Annotated in this window: 13 protein-coding genes; 9 read left to right on the top strand and 4 right to left on the bottom strand. The window is 55.5% G+C overall.

Annotated features, from left to right (window positions below):
* Positions 1-425: 425 nt before the first annotated feature.
* Positions 426-1,721 carry an HAAAP family serine/threonine permease gene (locus tag ACUTQ5_RS03600; RefSeq protein ID WP_445650122.1) on the top strand — a complete coding sequence of 432 codons (1,296 nt, stop codon included), beginning with the start codon at positions 426-428 and terminating at the stop codon, positions 1,719-1,721.
* Between the two features lie 91 nt (positions 1,722-1,812).
* The gene (locus tag ACUTQ5_RS03595) at positions 1,813-3,180 is read left to right on the top strand and encodes an L-serine ammonia-lyase (RefSeq protein ID WP_445650121.1); all 1,368 of its coding nucleotides are present in this window, start codon (positions 1,813-1,815) and stop codon (positions 3,178-3,180) included.
* Positions 3,181-3,361: 181 nt separating this feature from the next.
* Here the strand turns inward: ACUTQ5_RS03595 and ACUTQ5_RS03590 are convergent, their stop codons facing one another.
* Entirely contained in the window at positions 3,362-4,567 is a 1,206-nt protein-coding gene (locus ACUTQ5_RS03590) for a serine hydrolase (RefSeq protein ID WP_445650120.1), read from the bottom strand.
* Between the two features lie 465 nt (positions 4,568-5,032).
* Between ACUTQ5_RS03590 and ACUTQ5_RS03585 the strand changes: the two genes are divergently transcribed.
* The 4 genes from ACUTQ5_RS03585 to ACUTQ5_RS03570 all read left to right on the top strand — a co-directional run bounded on the left by ACUTQ5_RS03585 (position 5,033) and on the right by ACUTQ5_RS03570 (position 9,353).
* Complete coding sequence (locus ACUTQ5_RS03585; protein WP_445650119.1) at positions 5,033-6,400, top strand: pyridoxal-phosphate dependent enzyme; 1,368 nt, start codon at positions 5,033-5,035, stop codon at positions 6,398-6,400.
* Positions 6,401-6,413: 13 nt separating this feature from the next.
* Entirely contained in the window at positions 6,414-7,559 is a 1,146-nt protein-coding gene (locus ACUTQ5_RS03580; RefSeq protein ID WP_445650118.1) for a trans-sulfuration enzyme family protein, read from the top strand.
* A 414-nt stretch (positions 7,560-7,973) separates the two neighbouring features.
* The gene (locus tag ACUTQ5_RS03575; protein WP_445650117.1) at positions 7,974-8,630 is read left to right on the top strand and encodes an HAD family hydrolase; all 657 of its coding nucleotides are present in this window, start codon (positions 7,974-7,976) and stop codon (positions 8,628-8,630) included.
* 102 nt (positions 8,631-8,732) lie between these two features.
* Complete coding sequence (locus ACUTQ5_RS03570; RefSeq protein ID WP_445650116.1) at positions 8,733-9,353, top strand: glutathione S-transferase family protein; 621 nt, start codon at positions 8,733-8,735, stop codon at positions 9,351-9,353.
* Between the two features lie 17 nt (positions 9,354-9,370).
* Here the strand turns inward: ACUTQ5_RS03570 and ACUTQ5_RS03565 are convergent, their stop codons facing one another.
* A complete protein-coding gene (locus ACUTQ5_RS03565) occupies positions 9,371-10,471 on the bottom strand; it encodes a PQQ-dependent sugar dehydrogenase (RefSeq protein ID WP_445650115.1) in 1,101 nt (366 codons plus the stop codon).
* Positions 10,472-10,602: 131 nt separating this feature from the next.
* Between ACUTQ5_RS03565 and ACUTQ5_RS03560 the strand changes: the two genes are divergently transcribed.
* Positions 10,603-11,022 (top strand): GNAT family N-acetyltransferase, encoded by a 420-nt coding sequence (locus ACUTQ5_RS03560; RefSeq protein ID WP_445650114.1) that lies wholly within the window; start codon positions 10,603-10,605, stop codon positions 11,020-11,022.
* An 11-nt stretch (positions 11,023-11,033) separates the two neighbouring features.
* Positions 11,034-12,014 carry a magnesium/cobalt transporter CorA gene (gene corA, locus ACUTQ5_RS03555; RefSeq protein WP_445650113.1) on the top strand — a complete coding sequence of 327 codons (981 nt, stop codon included), beginning with the start codon at positions 11,034-11,036 and terminating at the stop codon, positions 12,012-12,014.
* A 40-nt stretch (positions 12,015-12,054) separates the two neighbouring features.
* Here the strand turns inward: corA and ACUTQ5_RS03550 are convergent, their stop codons facing one another.
* Together ACUTQ5_RS03550 and speB are read right to left on the bottom strand one after the other, a co-directional pair.
* Positions 12,055-13,437 carry a sodium:solute symporter gene (locus ACUTQ5_RS03550; protein ID WP_445650112.1) on the bottom strand — a complete coding sequence of 461 codons (1,383 nt, stop codon included), beginning with the start codon at positions 13,435-13,437 and terminating at the stop codon, positions 12,055-12,057.
* Between the two features lie 73 nt (positions 13,438-13,510).
* Positions 13,511-14,443, bottom strand: a complete 933-nt coding sequence (gene speB / locus ACUTQ5_RS03545) for an agmatinase (protein ID WP_445650111.1) — start codon at positions 14,441-14,443, stop codon at positions 13,511-13,513.
* Between the two features lie 251 nt (positions 14,444-14,694).
* On the opposite strand from speB, the gene ACUTQ5_RS03540 reads away from it, so the two are divergent.
* Positions 14,695-15,609 (top strand): LysR family transcriptional regulator, encoded by a 915-nt coding sequence (locus ACUTQ5_RS03540; RefSeq protein WP_445650110.1) that lies wholly within the window; start codon positions 14,695-14,697, stop codon positions 15,607-15,609.
* Positions 15,610-15,864 lie beyond the last annotated feature (255 nt).

Raw genomic sequence — 15,864 nt, 5'->3', positions numbered from 1 at the left:
TTCATGCCAGATAAACTCTGAAACACTGATGAGAGCTAATTCAGCATTAAATTTTACACAATTGCGCAACACATGCATGAAAAACCAATAAAAACATATTTACCCGCACATATTGCGCATTTGAGAGCATGATCACGGTTGTTTCTACTGTAAATCGTTATCTTGCCGCCAACGAAAATCGGCAGGCAATGACCTCCCGGCAGCAGTACCGATACGATGCCCTCGACAGGCTAAATATCATTTGATTAATTATCCGGCATCGCTGCCAAGGGTAATTAGCCTATTAAACAACCAGGGGGACGCCAACCATCCCCGTAAGCAACATCTGATTCTTACCGATGCCGCCATCTGATATTGCGTCATTCGGATTTAACCTTAAGTTTTGATTTTAATTTTAAATTAGCGTGTTCACTTCGGAGATATTTATGGACACTACACAGACCGGCACTGTTGCCTCTGCGGCTTCTGGCTCTACCAGTACCTGGCGTAAAACCGATACCATGTGGATGTTGGGCCTGTACGGCACTGCTATCGGCGCGGGCGTTTTGTTTCTGCCAATCAACGCCGGTATCGGCGGGCTGATTCCCCTGATCATCATGGCCATCATCGCTTTCCCGATGACCTTCTTCGCCCACCGTGGCCTGTGCCGTTTCGTTCTTTCCGGTAAAAATGCCGGTGAAGACATCACCGAAGTCGTAGAAGAACACTTTGGTATCAGCGCCGGTAAGCTGATCACTCTGCTTTACTTCTTTGCCATCTACCCCATTTTGTTGGTTTACAGCGTCGCCATCACCAACACCGTCGACAGCTTTATTACCCACCAACTGGGTATGACTTCGCCGCCACGTGCCATCCTGTCGCTGATCCTGATTGTCGGCCTGATGACCATCGTGCGTTTCGGCGAGCAGGCTATCGTGAAGACCATGAGTATCCTGGTGTTCCCGTTTGTCGCCGTATTGATGCTGCTGGCTGTGTACCTGATCCCGAATTGGACCACCGCTATCTTTGATAACGTTTCTCTGTCCGGCGCAGGCACGGGTATGGGAAATGGTCTGGTTATCACCCTGTGGTTGGCAATCCCGGTGATGGTATTCTCCTTCAACCACTCACCAATCATCTCTGCTTTTGCGGTGGCCAAACGTGAAGAGTACGGTCAGGAAGAAGCCGAGAAGAAATGCTCGCGCATTCTGGGCTTCGCTCACATCATGATGGTGTTGACCGTAATGTTCTTCGTGTTCAGTTGCGTGCTGAGCCTGTCGCCTGAAAACCTGGCGGAAGCCAAGGCGCAGAACATCTCCATTCTGTCTTACCTGGCTAACCACTTTAATAACCCGATGATTGCCTACATCGCGCCGGTTATCGCCTTTATCGCCATCACCAAATCGTTCCTCGGTCACTACCTGGGCGCACGTGAAGGCTTTAACGGACTGATTGCCAAATCGATGAAGAGCCGCGGTAAAACCATCAGCACCAACAAGCTGAACCGTATCACTGCCCTGTTTATGCTGGTGACTACCTGGATTGTTGCGACCCTGAACCCAAGCATCCTCGGCATGATCGAGAACATGGGTGGCCCAATCATCGCCATGCTGCTGTTCCTGATGCCGATGTACGCTATCCGTAAAGTGCCGGCCATGCGCAAATACAGCGGCCACATCAGCAACGTGTTCGTGGTAGTGATGGGCCTGATCGCCATCTCCGCAATCCTGTACAGCTTCTAATCAAGACCAGCCGGCGCTATCTTGCGCCGGCTTTTCAGCACGGCCCCCTTTCCTGCATTAACGCCTAACACCTGAAGAAGGAGGCGAGACCATGGTCAGCGTTTTCGATATTTTCAAAATTGGTATTGGCCCGTCCAGCTCTCACACCGTCGGCCCGATGAAAGCCGGCAAGCTGTTTGTCGACGAATTGATTGCCAGCCAGCAGCTATTGGACACCACTCGCGTGGTGGTGGACGTCTACGGTTCGCTGTCACTGACCGGCAAAGGTCACCACACCGACATCGCGATTATTATGGGCCTGGCGGGTAACCTGCCGCACGATGTTGATATCGACGGTATCGCCGGTTTTATCCGCGACGTTGAACAACGCGGCCGCCTGTTGCTGGCCAAGGGCCACCATGAAGTGGATTTCCCGCTGCAAACCAGCATGAATTTCCACAGCGATAATTTACCGCTGCATGAAAACGGCATGCGCATCAGCGCCTTCGCCGGTGAACGACTGTTACACAGCAAAACCTATTACTCTACCGGCGGTGGTTTTATCGTCGACAAAGAACATTTCGGCCTGGCTGCGGCCAATCCGGTTCAGGTGCCCTTCCCGTTCAACTCGGCGCAAGACTTGCAGCAACATTGTAAAGACGCCGGTTTGTCGCTGTCTGGCCTGGTGATGCAAAACGAATTGGCGCTGCACAGCAAAGCCGAGATCGACGCGCACTTCGCTGACGTCTGGCAGGTGATGCGCGCCGGCATCGAACGCGGTATGAACACCGAAGGCCTATTGCCAGGCCCGATGAAGGTTCAGCGTCGCGCCGCTGCCCTGCGCCGCCTGCTGGTCACCGGCGACAAGAATAATATCGACCCAATGAACGTGGTCGACTGGATCAATATGTTCGCCTTTGCCGTCAACGAAGAGAACGCCGCCGGTGGCCGCGTGGTGACCGCCCCAACCAACGGTGCCTGCGGCATCATCCCGGCGGTGCTGGCCTATTACGACCAGTTTATTCGCCCGGTGAACCCTAATTCCTATAGCCGTTACTTCCTGACCTCTGGCGTCATTGGCGCGCTGTACAAGATGAACGCCTCTATTTCGGGTGCAGAAGTGGGTTGTCAGGGCGAGGTGGGCGTCGCCTGCTCCATGGCGGCAGCCGGTCTGGCGGAATTGATGGGCGGCAGCCCGGCTCAGGTTTGCATCGCGGCGGAGATCGCCATGGAGCATCACCTGGGGCTAACCTGCGATCCGCTGGCCGGTCAGGTTCAGGTGCCCTGTATCGAACGTAACGCCATTTCCGCGGTGAAGGCGGTCAATGCCGCACGTATGGCGCTGCGCCGCACCAGTGAGCCGCGCGTGTGCCTGGATAAGGTGATCGAAACCATGTATGAAACGGGCAAAGACATGAACGCCAAGTATCGCGAGACATCACAAGGTGGGCTGGCGATCAAGGTGGTAGCCTGTAACTGAATACCCTTCATACTTGAAGCTGCATCTGTGTTAACTGCGTGCGCTCACCCCAGTCACTTACGTGAGTAAGCTCCTGGAGCTTCTCGCTCTTGCCGCCTTGATGCAACTCCAATTATTTTGGTTATTACAAAAAGGGTGTAACTGAGTACACCCTTCTCATTGGGCTGCATTAACGGAGAAGTTAACCAAACACACTACCGAACCACTGGGTCAGCTTCATCATCACCATGTCCCAGATACGGCTGAAAAAGTTCCCTTCTTTCACTTCCTGCATCGCCACCAGCGGATATTGCTCAATGGTTTTGCCGTCGAGCTGGAAATCAATGGTGCCGACCACCTGATTTTTTGCCAACGGAGCTTCCAGCGTCGGCTGGTTCAGCTTGTAGCTGGCCTTCAGGTTTTTCATCTGCCCTTTCGGGATAGTGACGGCGGCATCTTTCGCTACGCCCAATGGCACTTCGCCGACGTCGCCAAACCACACTTTCTGGGTCACAAACGGCTTGTCCGTTTTGATTGGCGTGGCGGTTTCAAAGAAGCGGAAACCCCAGGTCAGCAGTTTTTCACTTTCACTAAAGCGGATACGGTCACTTGGCGCACCCAGCACTACCGAGATCAAACGCATTGGGCCGTCGGTAGCGGAAGCCACCAGGTTATGCCCAGCGCCACCGGTATAGCCGGTTTTGATGCCATCGACGCTCAGGTTGGTACTCCACAACAGACGGTTGCGGTTAACCTGGCGAATCTTATTGAAGGTGAACTCTTTTTCTTTGTGCAGCGCGTATTCATCCGGCACATCGCGGATCAGTGCCTGGCTCAATAGCGCCATATCGCGGGCGGTGCTGTACTGCCCTTCCGCATCCAGGCCGTGCACCGTCAGGAAATGGGTATTCTGCAGGCCCAGCGATTTGGCATAGTTGTTCATCAAGCCAACAAACGAATCCTGGCTGCCTGCTACGTAATCGGCCAGTGCGATGCTGGCATCGTTACCCGACTGAATGACGATGCCCTTGTTCAGTTCTATTACCGGTACCTGATCGCCCGGCTTGATAAACATCAGCGAGGAGCCGCGCAGCGCCGGGTTGCCGGTCGCCCAGGCGTCCTTACCGACGGTCACCATATCCTCAGGTTTAATCTTGCCGGCCTTGATTGCCTGGCCGATCACATAGCTGGACATGATCTTGGTCAGGCTGGCGGGGTCGAGACGGGTGTCGGCATTGCCTTCCGCCAAGATTTTACCGCTGTTGTAATCCATCAGCACGTAGGCCTTGGCGTCCACCTGCGGCGCCGCCGGCGCTTCGGCCGCCTGGACAACAGGCACGGCCAGCAACAGTATGCTGACGCTAAAAGTTAATTTTTTCAGTGTGGTAGGTAAGTTTCTTTTCATCATGACGTCGCCAGAGTGTCCATTCAAATCATTGAAATAGCGTTAACTTTCAAACATATTCACGTTTTCAGCCAACCAGCGAGAGTGGCCCGGCACGCATTTACCAACCGCAAACTCCCTGCGGCCCCATGACGGGTGAGCGGCGTACCGAAAATGCCCTTGCTGTGAGTTTATTAGATTCATCTTATTTTTGCAGGGTTTAGGATGAATTTTCATCATTTTTACATAACTGTACGCTGTTACGCGTAATTTGGATAAAAAGCCAGCCGTAAGTGTTTTTTTTATACTACCCACCGCTACACGGCTGCACATCTAAACTGCTGCACATCTGTGCCTCCATACGTCCAAATTGAATTAATATATTCCAAAAATGCATATTTAACGGTTATTTGTTCTTTTTAATGAGCTTATTGCCAGGGCTATCATCCAGATAACGGCTTTTAAACCGAATTATTTTGGAGGCACCCCATGGCCATATCCCATTCCGTCATCGATATGATCGGCAACACTCCGATGTTGGAACTGACCCAGTTCGATACCGGCCCCTGCCGACTGTTCGTCAAACTGGAGAATCAAAACCCCGGCGGTTCGATCAAGGACCGCGTGGCACTATCGATGATCGAACAGGCTGAGCGTGATGGCAGCCTGCAGCCAGGCGGGACCATCATTGAAGCCACCGCTGGCAATACCGGCCTGGGGCTGGCGCTGGTGGCCGCCCTGAAGGGATATAAATTGCTGCTGGTGGTACCAGACAAAATGAGCCGGGAGAAGATTTTCCATTTGCGTGCACTGGGTGTGGAAGTTTTGCTGACCCGCTCCGACGTGGGCAAGGGCCACCCGGCTTACTATCAGGACTACGCCAAACGCCTGGCAAGTGAGATACCTGGCGCGTTCTATATCGATCAGTTTAACAACCCGGCAAACCCGGCGGCCCATTCCCGCACCACCGCCCCGGAACTGTGGCAACAGATGGGCCATCAGGTGGATGCTATCGTGGTCGGCGTCGGTTCCGGCGGCACGCTGGGCGGTCTTAGCCACTATTTTGCCGAAGTGTCGCCACAGACCGAATTTGTGCTGGCTGACCCCGCCGGTTCGATCCTGGCGGACTACCTCGATAACGGTCAGATCGGTGAGGCCGGCAGCTGGCTGGTAGAAGGCATCGGTGAGGATTTTGTCCCGCCGTTAAGCGACTTCAACCAGGTGCGCAACGCCTATCGTATCGGCGATGCCGAAGCCTTCACCACCGCGCGCGATCTGCTGCGCAAAGAAGGCGTGCTGGCCGGTTCATCCACCGGCACCCTGTTGGCCGCCGCGCTGCGCTATTGCCAGGCGCAGACGGAATCCAAACGGGTGGTCACTTTTGTGTGCGACAGCGGCAACAAATACCTGTCTAAAATGTATAACGATCACTGGATGCTGGAACAGGGCCTGCTAAGCAAGCCGCAGCACGGCGATCTGCGCGATCTGATCGCTTACCGCCACGACGAAGGCGCGGCGGTGTCGGTGGCATCGGAAGATACCCTGGCTATCGTCCATGCCCGCATGCGGCTGTATGACATTTCACAGTTGCCGGTGCTGGAGGGCGATCGGGTGATAGGTCTGATCGACGAGTGGGATCTGCTAAATGCCGTGCAGGCAGATGCCAAACATTTCAGCCTGCCAGCCTCCCGCGCCATGACCCATTCGGTCAAAACCTTGCAAAAAGAAGCCAGCTATCAGGATTTGCTCGCCACCTTCAACCACGGCCACGTGGCGGTGGTGCTCGACGGCGAGCGCTTCCTCGGTCTGATTACCCGCACAGACGTGCTTAACGCCTGGCGCCAAAAATTACGTTAATAAGGATGATTGTATGACCAAGTTTGATACGTTGACCGTTCATGCCGGTTATACCCCGGACGCTACCGGTGCCGTAATGCCGGCTATTTACGCCACTTCCACCTATGCCCAACCGGCACCGGGGGAGCATACCGGCTATGAATATTCACGCAGCGCCAACCCAACGCGTACCGCGTTGGAGAGCGCCATCGCCGAACTGGAAGGCGGTAGCCGCGGCTACGCTTTTGCTTCTGGCCTGGCAGCCTGCTCGACGGTGCTGGAGCTGCTCGATCAGGGCAGCCACCTGGTAGCGGTTGACGATTTGTACGGCGGGACCTATCGCCTGCTGGAAAGGGTACGCAGCCGCACTGCCGGTCTGCGGGTTACCTACGTTTCCCCGGCGGACATTGCCGCTCTGGAGCAGGCGATCGAAGCGGATACCAAAATGATCTGGGTGGAAACGCCGACCAATCCGCTATTGAAACTCGCGGATCTGAGCGCCATCGCGGCGATCGCTAAAAAACACGGCTTGATCAGCGTGGCGGACAACACCTTCGCCTCACCTTATATTCAACGTCCGCTGGAACTCGGCTTTGACGTGGTAGTGCATTCTGCCACCAAATACCTCAATGGCCATTCCGACGTGGTGGCCGGTGTGGCTGCGGTAGGGAATAACCCGGAGCTGGCCGAACAGCTGGGTTTCCTGCAAAACGCGGTGGGTGGCATTCTCGACCCGTTCAGCAGCTTCCTGACACTACGCGGTATCCGCACGCTGGCGCTGCGCATGGAGCGCCACAGTAACAGCGCCCTACGCATCGCCCAGTGGCTGGAAAGCCAGCCGCAGGTAGAAGAAGTCTACTATCCGGGCCTGACAAGCCATCCGCAACATGGGTTGGCGGCAAAGCAGATGAGCCGCTTTGGCGGCATGATTTCGGTACGGCTGAAAGGTGACGATGCCTTTGCCCGCCGGGTGATCAAGCGTTCAAAACTGTTCACCCTGGCAGAAAGTCTCGGCGGTGTGGAAAGTTTGATCAGCCAGCCGTTTAGCATGACCCATGCATCGATTCCGCTGGAGCAACGGCTAAAAACCGGCATCACGCCACAGTTACTGCGTCTGTCAGTGGGTATTGAAGATGCGGAAGATCTGATCGCCGATCTGCAGCAGGCGCTGGCGGAGTAATCAAAAATAATCAGGGTCGAAAACGTGTTCGACCCGATTTAAGCCATTAGGTACTGCATGAGGTCTCAAGCTGCGAAAAACTCAGCTGCGGCAGCGGCTTCAATGTCAGTGGTGGCGTCATTATCCTGTTCCTCTTCATCGCCGACAAAAACCGGACCGCTATAAAGGCGAATGATCAGCATCGTTAACTCCTGGATGACCAGCGCATTAAACCTATAGTTACCACCCCATCAGAGACGACAGCCAATATTGTTGCGTTCTAAGTTATGCAAAGATTCAACAAAGTGTCGCAAAACTGTCATCAGGGTTTCTTATGCTCTGCGCAATTTGTTTGCCGCCACTGGCTGGCGGCTTACGCTATCCGCTATTCTGTATACACCCCCATTTCACTCCCTGCCTGCCGGAGAAATACTGATGGATTTAGCCTTATTCGACCTGGATGAAACCCTGATTGATGATGACAGCGCCAGCCTGTGGATGCGCTGGTTAGTCACCGAAGGGTTTGCGCCGGCGGAACTGGAACAGCAGGAACAGCAACTAATGCAGCTCTATTATCAGGGCAAGCTGTCAATGGAGGATTACATGCAGGCCACGTTGGCCCCGTTGGCCGGTCTGAGCACCCAGACGGTGGCCGGCTGGGTGCAGCGTTATATCCGCCGCGATATTCTGCCGCGAGTCTACCCGGCCGCCCGTGAACGCCTACAGTGGCATCGCGAACGCGGCGACTGCATCCTGGTGATTTCCGCCACCGGCGAACATCTGGTGAGGCCGATTGCCGAGCAGCTCGGGGCCGACGACGCGTTGGCGATCGGCGTTGAAATCATCGATGACCGTTTCACTGGCCACACCTACGGCACCATGACTTATCAACAAGGCAAGGTGATCCGCCTGCAGCACTGGTTGGCGCAGCACCCGCACCTGCATTTCGAACACTGCCACGGCTACAGCGACTCTCTCAACGACAAGGCGATGCTGGAGTACGTCGATAGCGCTACTGTGATCAACCCGGACACTGAGCTCAAGGCTCTGGCGATGGAACAGGGTTGGGAAATTTGCCGCTGGGAGCGTTAATGGCAACCCTATCGGCAAAAAATGCCTTCCGGTGTGACAACGCTCCCATTGTGGCGTACGAATAACAGCTTAGGTTTATTCACCCGTATAAAGAGGCGTTCTATGCTGACCATTTGGGGTCGTGAAAATTCGAACAACGTCAGAAAAGTGCTGTGGTGCGCCGCAGAGCTGGAACTGAACTACAGCCATATCAACGCCGGTGGCGCATTCGGCAAGGTGAACGATGAGCTCTACCGTTCATTAAACCCTAACGGCCTGGTGCCGTTGCTACAGGACGATGACTTCGTGCTATGGGAATCCAACACCATCGTGCGCTATCTGGCGGCAAAGTTTGGCAGTGAGCCACTCTACCCGCAGGATCTGCAGGCCCGCGCCAGCGCTGAGAAATGGATGGACTGGACCACCGCCACCATTGTCAGCCACTTTAGCGTGGTGTTCTGGGGCCTGGTACGCACCAAGCCGGAACTGCGCGACATGGCCAAAATTGAAGCGGCGATCGCCACGCTGGAAAAGCACTTCGACATCGTGGAAGAAACCCTGGGCCGCCAGCCTTATCTTTCCGGCCAGTCGTTCGGTATCGGTGACATCCCGCTCGGCAGCTTTGCTTACGCCTGGTTCTCTATGCCGATTGAGCGTCAACCCCGCCCGAACATGGAACGCTGGTACCAACAGTTAACCACACGTCCCGCCTATCAGCAGGGTGTGATGAGTGAGTTAACCTGATTCTCACGGGGCGCTTTTTACGACGCCCCAACTTTCAGCAGCTTACCGTCACTCTCATCCGTCAGCAGATAAAGATAGCCATCCGGTCCGGTGCGCACTTCGCGAATGCGCTCACCAAGATCTGCCAGCAGCCGTTCTTCCCCCACAATTTTATTACCGTCCAGCGTCAACCGGATTAACTCCTTTTGCGCCAACCCACCAATAAATAGCGAATGTCGCCAGACTGGGAAGCGTTGCGAGTCATAGAACGCCATGCCGCTGATACCAGGCGACACCGGCCAATAATGAAGTGGCGGTTCGGTACCGGCCACCTTCTGCCCTTGAGCCTCCGGGATCGCCAATCCGGAATAATTAATGCCATAGGTGGCGATCGGCCAACCGTAGTTTTTCCCCGCCTGAGGAATATTGATCTCATCCCCGCCACGCGGGCCATGTTCGTGCTCCCAGATGGCACCGCTCCACGGGTTCAGCGCCAATCCCTGTGGATTGCGCTGGCCATAAGACCAGATTTCTGGCCGCTTATCGGCCTGACCGACAAACGGATTATCCGGCGGTACTGCCCCCTCGGCGGTTAACCGCAGGATCTTGCCCTGCAGCTTGTCCAGATCCTGCGACGTAGGCCGCTGGTTATTTTCGCCCAGTGCGATAAACAGATATCCCTGACGATCGAACGCCAGCTTGCCACCGAAGTGATTACCGACCGACAGCTTCGGCTGCTGACGGAAAATCACCCTGAAGTTTTCCAGCCGCCGGCTGTCGGAGCTTAACTGACCGTAGCCCACCGCAGTCCCCGCCTTGCCATCCTCACCCGCTTCGGCAAAGCTGAGGTAAACCCGCCTGCTGTCGGCAAAATCCGGCGCCAACAGCACTTCCAGCAACCCCCCCTGCCCCCGGGCATACACCTGTGGCACGCCGCTAATCGGCGCTGACAGCCCTTTATCCTGCTGCCACAACCGCAGACGGCCCGGTCTTTCAGTGATTAACATTCCCCGATCGCCAGGCAAAAACGCCAGCGACCATGGGTGTTCCAATTTATCCTGTAATTGCGTCACCGTCGGCGCTGCATGCAGCAGCCCGCTCAATAACAGTAAAACAGTCATCACGGTCAATCGGGGCATGGCACCCTCCTGGCTAAAAACTGACCTGCTTAGTGTAGTCCAGTTGGCTGATTTCAACGTTTGTTTTAAATTTCAATATGTTGCATTTTCCACGGACTGTGCTTAAGTTAAGGGTTCACCCAGGAGAAAATATGAACATCACCGTTACCGAGGTACCTGACGAAGAAACCCTCAACGTTATCCGTTTGGGGCTGCGAGCCCATAATAGTCCTTATATTGACCCCACCCAACGCAAATCCCTTGCCGTCTATAGCCAGGACGAAGCCGGTCGGGTAGTCGCAGGCCTGACCGGTGAGACCTGGGGAAACTGGTTGAGCGTGGAATGGCTGTGGGTGGATGATTCACAGCGCGGCGGCGGGTTAGGTCGCAAGGTGATGCTGGCGGCTGAACAGGAGGCAAAAATGCGGGGTTGTCGTTATGTTCGCCTGGATACCTTCAGCTTTCAGGCGCGGCCCTTCTACGAGAAACTCGGTTACCAACTACAGATGACGCTGCAGAATTATCCGGTGGAACACGAATGTTACGTTCTCACCAAAACTCTTATTGAATAGCAGGTGGCTTGATGGAAAACGCAACCATGGTCGTGAATTGCGTGGCGTACAAGGCCGGTCAACGGCTGGGTGAAGTGACCATTGATGATATCAGCGAAGTGGTCAAACAGCCGGACACCTTCGTCTGGCTAGGGTTGTGGCAGCCGGAAGACGCCTTTATGCGCAAGGTTCAGGAGGAGTTTGGATTGCACGATCTGGCGATTGAGGACGCGCTTTGCGCCCACCAGCGGCCAAAATTGGAAGCCTACGGCGATTCGCTGTTTATCGTTGTCAAAACTGCGCAGTGGGGTCAGGACGAAGTCGAGTACGGCGAAACCCACTTTTTTGTCGGCAAAAACTTTCTGGTCACGGTGCGTCACGGCGATTCGCCCAGCTATGCGCCTATCCGTCTCAAGGCCGAGGAAAACCACAAACAAATGTGCCGTGGGCCGGGCTTTGCCTTGTATTCGGTGATGGACTTTGTGGTTGATAACTACCGCACCGTAGTAGCGAAGTTCGAGACGGAGATCGAAGCCATCGAAACCAACATGTTCAAATCCGAGTTTGATCAGACCGCCATTGAGAACGTCTATACCCTGCGGCGCCACCTGCTGGCGTTGCGCAATGCCGCGATGCCGATGGACGAAATCTGCAATCAGCTGATTCGCCTGCATGAAGAGGTGATTCCGAAAGAGCTGCGCGCCTACGTGCGAGATGTGCAAGACCATGCGCGCCAAGTGGTCAGTACTATCGACGATATGCGAGAAATGCTGACTAACGCCATGCACGTCAACCTGGCGCTGGTCACGGTAAAACAGAACGAAGTGGTAAAGCGACTGGCAGGCTGGGGGGCGATCCTGGCGCTCCCAACGGTGATATTCAGCCTGTACGGCATGAATTTCGCCAATATGCCTGAACTGAAATTCCCCTGGGCCTATCACACTATCCTCGGGGTGACCGCCATCGGCTGCTTCTTCCTGTATCAAAAACTGAAGAGGTCCGGCTGGCTGTAGCGGGTAATGGGGCGGCCTGCCACAGCCCCATGGTTACCCATTATTCCGGCTGTACCTGCGGCTGCGGACTTGGCCGGGTCAGCAGGCTGCCAATCAGAAAGGCCGCCCCGCCCGCCAACAAACCGCCGTAGATCGGGCTGTTGGCCTCAAGGCCGTGGTAATACATCAGTGCCAGTACGCTCAAACTGCCGGTCAGCATGCTGGCAATAGCACCAGTGCTGGTGGCACGTTGCCAGAAAATCGCACCGATCAGCGGGATCAACATCCCGCCCACCAACAGGTTATAAGCCAGCGTCAGCGCCATCATCACATCCCGCACCACGAACGCCAGCCCCAACATAATGCAACCCATGACCAAGGTTGTGAATCGCCCGGCCACCAGCCCACCGGAGGGCCGCTTGCGGACTGCCGGCAATACGTCTTCCAGCGCGATGGTTGAGGACGCCAACAAACAGGCGCTGGCCGTCGACATCAGCGCCGCCAACGCCGCCGCAGCCACCAGCCCGCTAACGCCCGGCGGCAGCACCGCCTGCGCAATGGCGGCAAAGGCGCCGTCGGTATTGGTCAGTTGCGGCAGTACCAATTTGCCGGCCATGCCAATCAGAGCGCCGGCCACCCCATACAACACGCAATACACCCCAGCCCCCAAACCGGCATAGCGAGCAATATTGGTGCTACGGGCGGTAAATACCCGCTGCCAGATATCCTGACCAATCAGAATGCCGAAGAAGTAGATCAGGAAAAATACCACGATGGTATCCAATCCGATCGAGGACAACTGGTAATAGCTCGCTGGCAGCAGGCTGCCGAACGCCTCCCAGCCACCAGCCTTGATGATGCTCATCGGCATCAGCACCAACATCATCCCAACGGTCATAATAATAAATTGAATGATGTCTGTCAGCGTCAGCGACCACATGCCGCCCAGCGTCGAATATAGCACCACCAAACCACCGCCGAGCAGAATCGATGCGGTGAACGACAAATCAAACATCACCTGCATCACACTGCCGATAGCAATAATCGAGGTCACCGCCACCATCAGGTCATAAGCCAGCATAATGGCACCGCTGGTGACCCTGGCAGCCGGATGATAGCGACGCGCCAGCACCTGGCTGACGGTATAGAGCTTTAGCTTGAGCAAGGGTTTGGCCAACACCATGCTCAACACCACAATCCCCGCGCCCAGCGCACCGCACAGCCACACGCCCGAGATCCCATAGGTGTAACCCAGCTTAACGCTGCCAATGGTAGAGGCTCCGCCAAGCACCACAGCGGACAGCGTGCCCAGGTACAAACAAGGCCCCAGATTGCGGCCGGCCACCAGATAATCTTCCTTGGTGGTGGCCCGGCGAACGCCAAGCCAACCCACCGCCCCTATCACCAAAAAGTAAAACACCACTACCAGCAGGTCGAGATTCATCGGTCACTCCGCATGCTTGTTATGATTCGGTCTCAGGCGCAACGGCTCCGCCGATCAGGTTATCGCCGTCGCCTTATCGCCCAGGCAGTACGCACAGCATTTCAAACAACAGGTTAGCCGCCAGTAACGCGGTGTTGCCGGAACGATCGTAAGGTGGCGAAACCTCTACCACGTCGCTGCCGACCAGGTTCAGCCCCTGGCAGCCTCTGACAATTTCCAGCCCCTGCCAGACTGACAGCCCACCGACCTCCGGCGTGCCGGTACCCGGTGCAAATGCCGGATCCAGACCGTCGATGTCGAAACTGAGGTAAACCGGCGCATTGCCCATCTGCTCGCGCACTTCCGCCATCAGCGGTGCTAACGAGCGGTGCCAGCAGGCTTCCGCCGTGACCACGCGGAACCCCTGCTTGCGTGACCAATCGAAATCATCAGCCTCATAGCCGCTGCCGCGCAGACCAATCTGAATGACTCTTTGTGGCTGCAATAGCCCCTCTTCAAAGGCTCGTCTGAAAGTCGTTCCGTGCGCCAATTTTTCACCGAACATCTCTTCGTTGGTGTCTGAGTGAGCGTCTACGTGAATTAATCCGACCGGGCCATATTGGCTGGCCATGGCGCGCAGAACAGGCAGCGTCAGCGTGTGGTCGCCCCCCAGCGTCAGTGGAATGCAGCCATAGGCCAGAATGCCGTTATAGGCCTGCTCAATGCGACGAACGCTGTCTTCCAGGCTGTAAGGATTGATAGCAACATCCCCCAGGTCGGCAACCTGCAGCCGTTCAAAAGGTGCGGCAGCGGTGCCCATGTTGTAAGGGCGGATCATCACCGATTCCTGACGGATTTGCCGCGGCCCGTAACGCGTGCCGCTGCGGTTTGAGGTACCAATATCGAGAGGAATACCGACGAAGGCCGCATTCAGCTCGCGCGCATCTTCGGCCGCGGGCAGACGCATCATGGTGGGGAGACCGGCGAAACGCGGCATGTCGTTGCCGCTTTGAGGTTGATTCAGCATGGCGTTTCCTTGTTTTTGGGGTCAGCATTTCAACATTTGAATAACAATTACAGGCTACCCTGCAACTTCGTCTGGCTACCATTCCCGCTTTCGCCTGTAAGCATTGAAAAAGATGATGTTTACTAAACCTTTGAACTATTGATTTTTATTTAAAATCCATGCCATAAGAAAGGACAAGTTACACTCGCCAACGCCCTCTTCAACGATGTTAAAAATGGGTTAACGGCAAGATATTTTCTGCGGAGGGACAGATGCTCACCAATCTAAGCGATATCGATCTCAAACTGCTGCGGGTGTTCGTCGCAGTAGCGGAGGCGCAGGGCGTCAGCGCCGCTCAGGAAGCACTGATGATGAATCAGTCCACCATCAGCACCCATCTCGCCACCCTGGAGACCCGGTTGGGATTTCGCCTGTGTCAGCGCGGCCGTTCCGGCTTCATGCTCACCCCAAAAGGCGAACGCATGCTGATCGCCTGCCGCACGCTGTTCAATGCCGCTCGGGACTTTACCCGCGTCAGTCAGTCCCTGAACGGCCTGCTGACCGGGGATTTGCAGATTGGCCTGGTAGATAATCTGGTGTCTCTGCCAGGTAATCCTTTCAGCCATGCCATCAAACAGTTTCAACGCCGACACCAGGATGTGCAGTTACAGTGCCGAATTTGCGCTCCCGGCGAACTGGAACAGGGGCTGCTGAATCAGCAGCTTGATTTGGGCATCGGTTATTTCGGTCAGCAGTTGGACGAGTTGCAGTATCAACCCTGGATAGCAGAGACGCAGGCGGTTTATTGCAGCAGCGATCACCCGCTGTTTACGCTGGAGCAACCGGGGCGTGAACAGATTGAAAATGCACGCTGGGTTAAACGCGGTTATTTGTTGGCACAGCAACTTTGTCCGCTGGCACCGTTAAACCTCGGCGCCGTCGCTCATCATATGGAAGGGGTCGCCCATTTGGTGCTCAGCGGCGAGTATCTCGGTTACCTGCCCACCCATTATGCTGCGCGTTGGGTAGAGCAAGGCGTATTGAAACAGTTAGGGGGGCAAGCGCTGTCTTATCAGGCGGCATTGAGTCTGGTGAGCCGGCCGGGGTTGCCGAAGGAGGCACTGAGCGCATTGCTGGAGGATTTACAGCACGCCGGAGAGGTTTCAGCCTCCATGGCGTTGAAGTAGCAATCCGGCGAACAGCGCAAAAAAAAGCCCCGCACTTGCCAAGACAGATCTATACCCTATAGCTTGCAAGTTGCAGCTAGGCGCCCAGCTCGCTCATCCCCAGGCGCTTACTCGAGTAAGTAACTGGGGTGAGTGACAAATCTGTCGGGAACAGATTTGAACGCTGCTTGCAGCGGCCCCGAAGGGGCAAGACCCACGGACGGGTCTTGTAACCAGGTAACAACACTGCAATTTGAAAGATGACGGGTATAAACG

The organism is Serratia sp. NA_112.1, assembly GCF_052691715.1.
The sequence above is the reverse complement of the archived record's forward strand: the minus strand, read 5'-3'. Positions and strand labels throughout refer to the sequence as shown.

Excerpts from the sequence above, each read along its gene's own strand:
- ACUTQ5_RS03560 (WP_445650114.1), top strand. The coding sequence starts at position 10,603 with ATGAACATCACCGTTACCGAGGTACCTGACGAAGAAACCCTCAACGTT.
- corA (WP_445650113.1), top strand. The coding sequence starts at position 11,034 with ATGGAAAACGCAACCATGGTCGTGAATTGCGTGGCGTACAAGGCCGGT.
- ACUTQ5_RS03595 (WP_445650121.1), top strand. The coding sequence starts at position 1,813 with ATGGTCAGCGTTTTCGATATTTTCAAAATTGGTATTGGCCCGTCCAGC.
- ACUTQ5_RS03540 (WP_445650110.1), top strand. The coding sequence starts at position 14,695 with ATGCTCACCAATCTAAGCGATATCGATCTCAAACTGCTGCGGGTGTTC.
- ACUTQ5_RS03575 (WP_445650117.1), top strand. The coding sequence starts at position 7,974 with ATGGATTTAGCCTTATTCGACCTGGATGAAACCCTGATTGATGATGAC.
- speB (WP_445650111.1), bottom strand. The coding sequence starts at position 14,443 with ATGCTGAATCAACCTCAAAGCGGCAACGACATGCCGCGTTTCGCCGGT.
- ACUTQ5_RS03580 (WP_445650118.1), top strand. The coding sequence starts at position 6,414 with ATGACCAAGTTTGATACGTTGACCGTTCATGCCGGTTATACCCCGGAC.
- ACUTQ5_RS03565 (WP_445650115.1), bottom strand. The coding sequence starts at position 10,471 with ATGCCCCGATTGACCGTGATGACTGTTTTACTGTTATTGAGCGGGCTG.
- ACUTQ5_RS03585 (WP_445650119.1), top strand. The coding sequence starts at position 5,033 with ATGGCCATATCCCATTCCGTCATCGATATGATCGGCAACACTCCGATG.
- ACUTQ5_RS03570 (WP_445650116.1), top strand. The coding sequence starts at position 8,733 with ATGCTGACCATTTGGGGTCGTGAAAATTCGAACAACGTCAGAAAAGTG.
- ACUTQ5_RS03590 (WP_445650120.1), bottom strand. The coding sequence starts at position 4,567 with ATGATGAAAAGAAACTTACCTACCACACTGAAAAAATTAACTTTTAGC.
- ACUTQ5_RS03600 (WP_445650122.1), top strand. The coding sequence starts at position 426 with ATGGACACTACACAGACCGGCACTGTTGCCTCTGCGGCTTCTGGCTCT.
- ACUTQ5_RS03550 (WP_445650112.1), bottom strand. The coding sequence starts at position 13,437 with ATGAATCTCGACCTGCTGGTAGTGGTGTTTTACTTTTTGGTGATAGGG.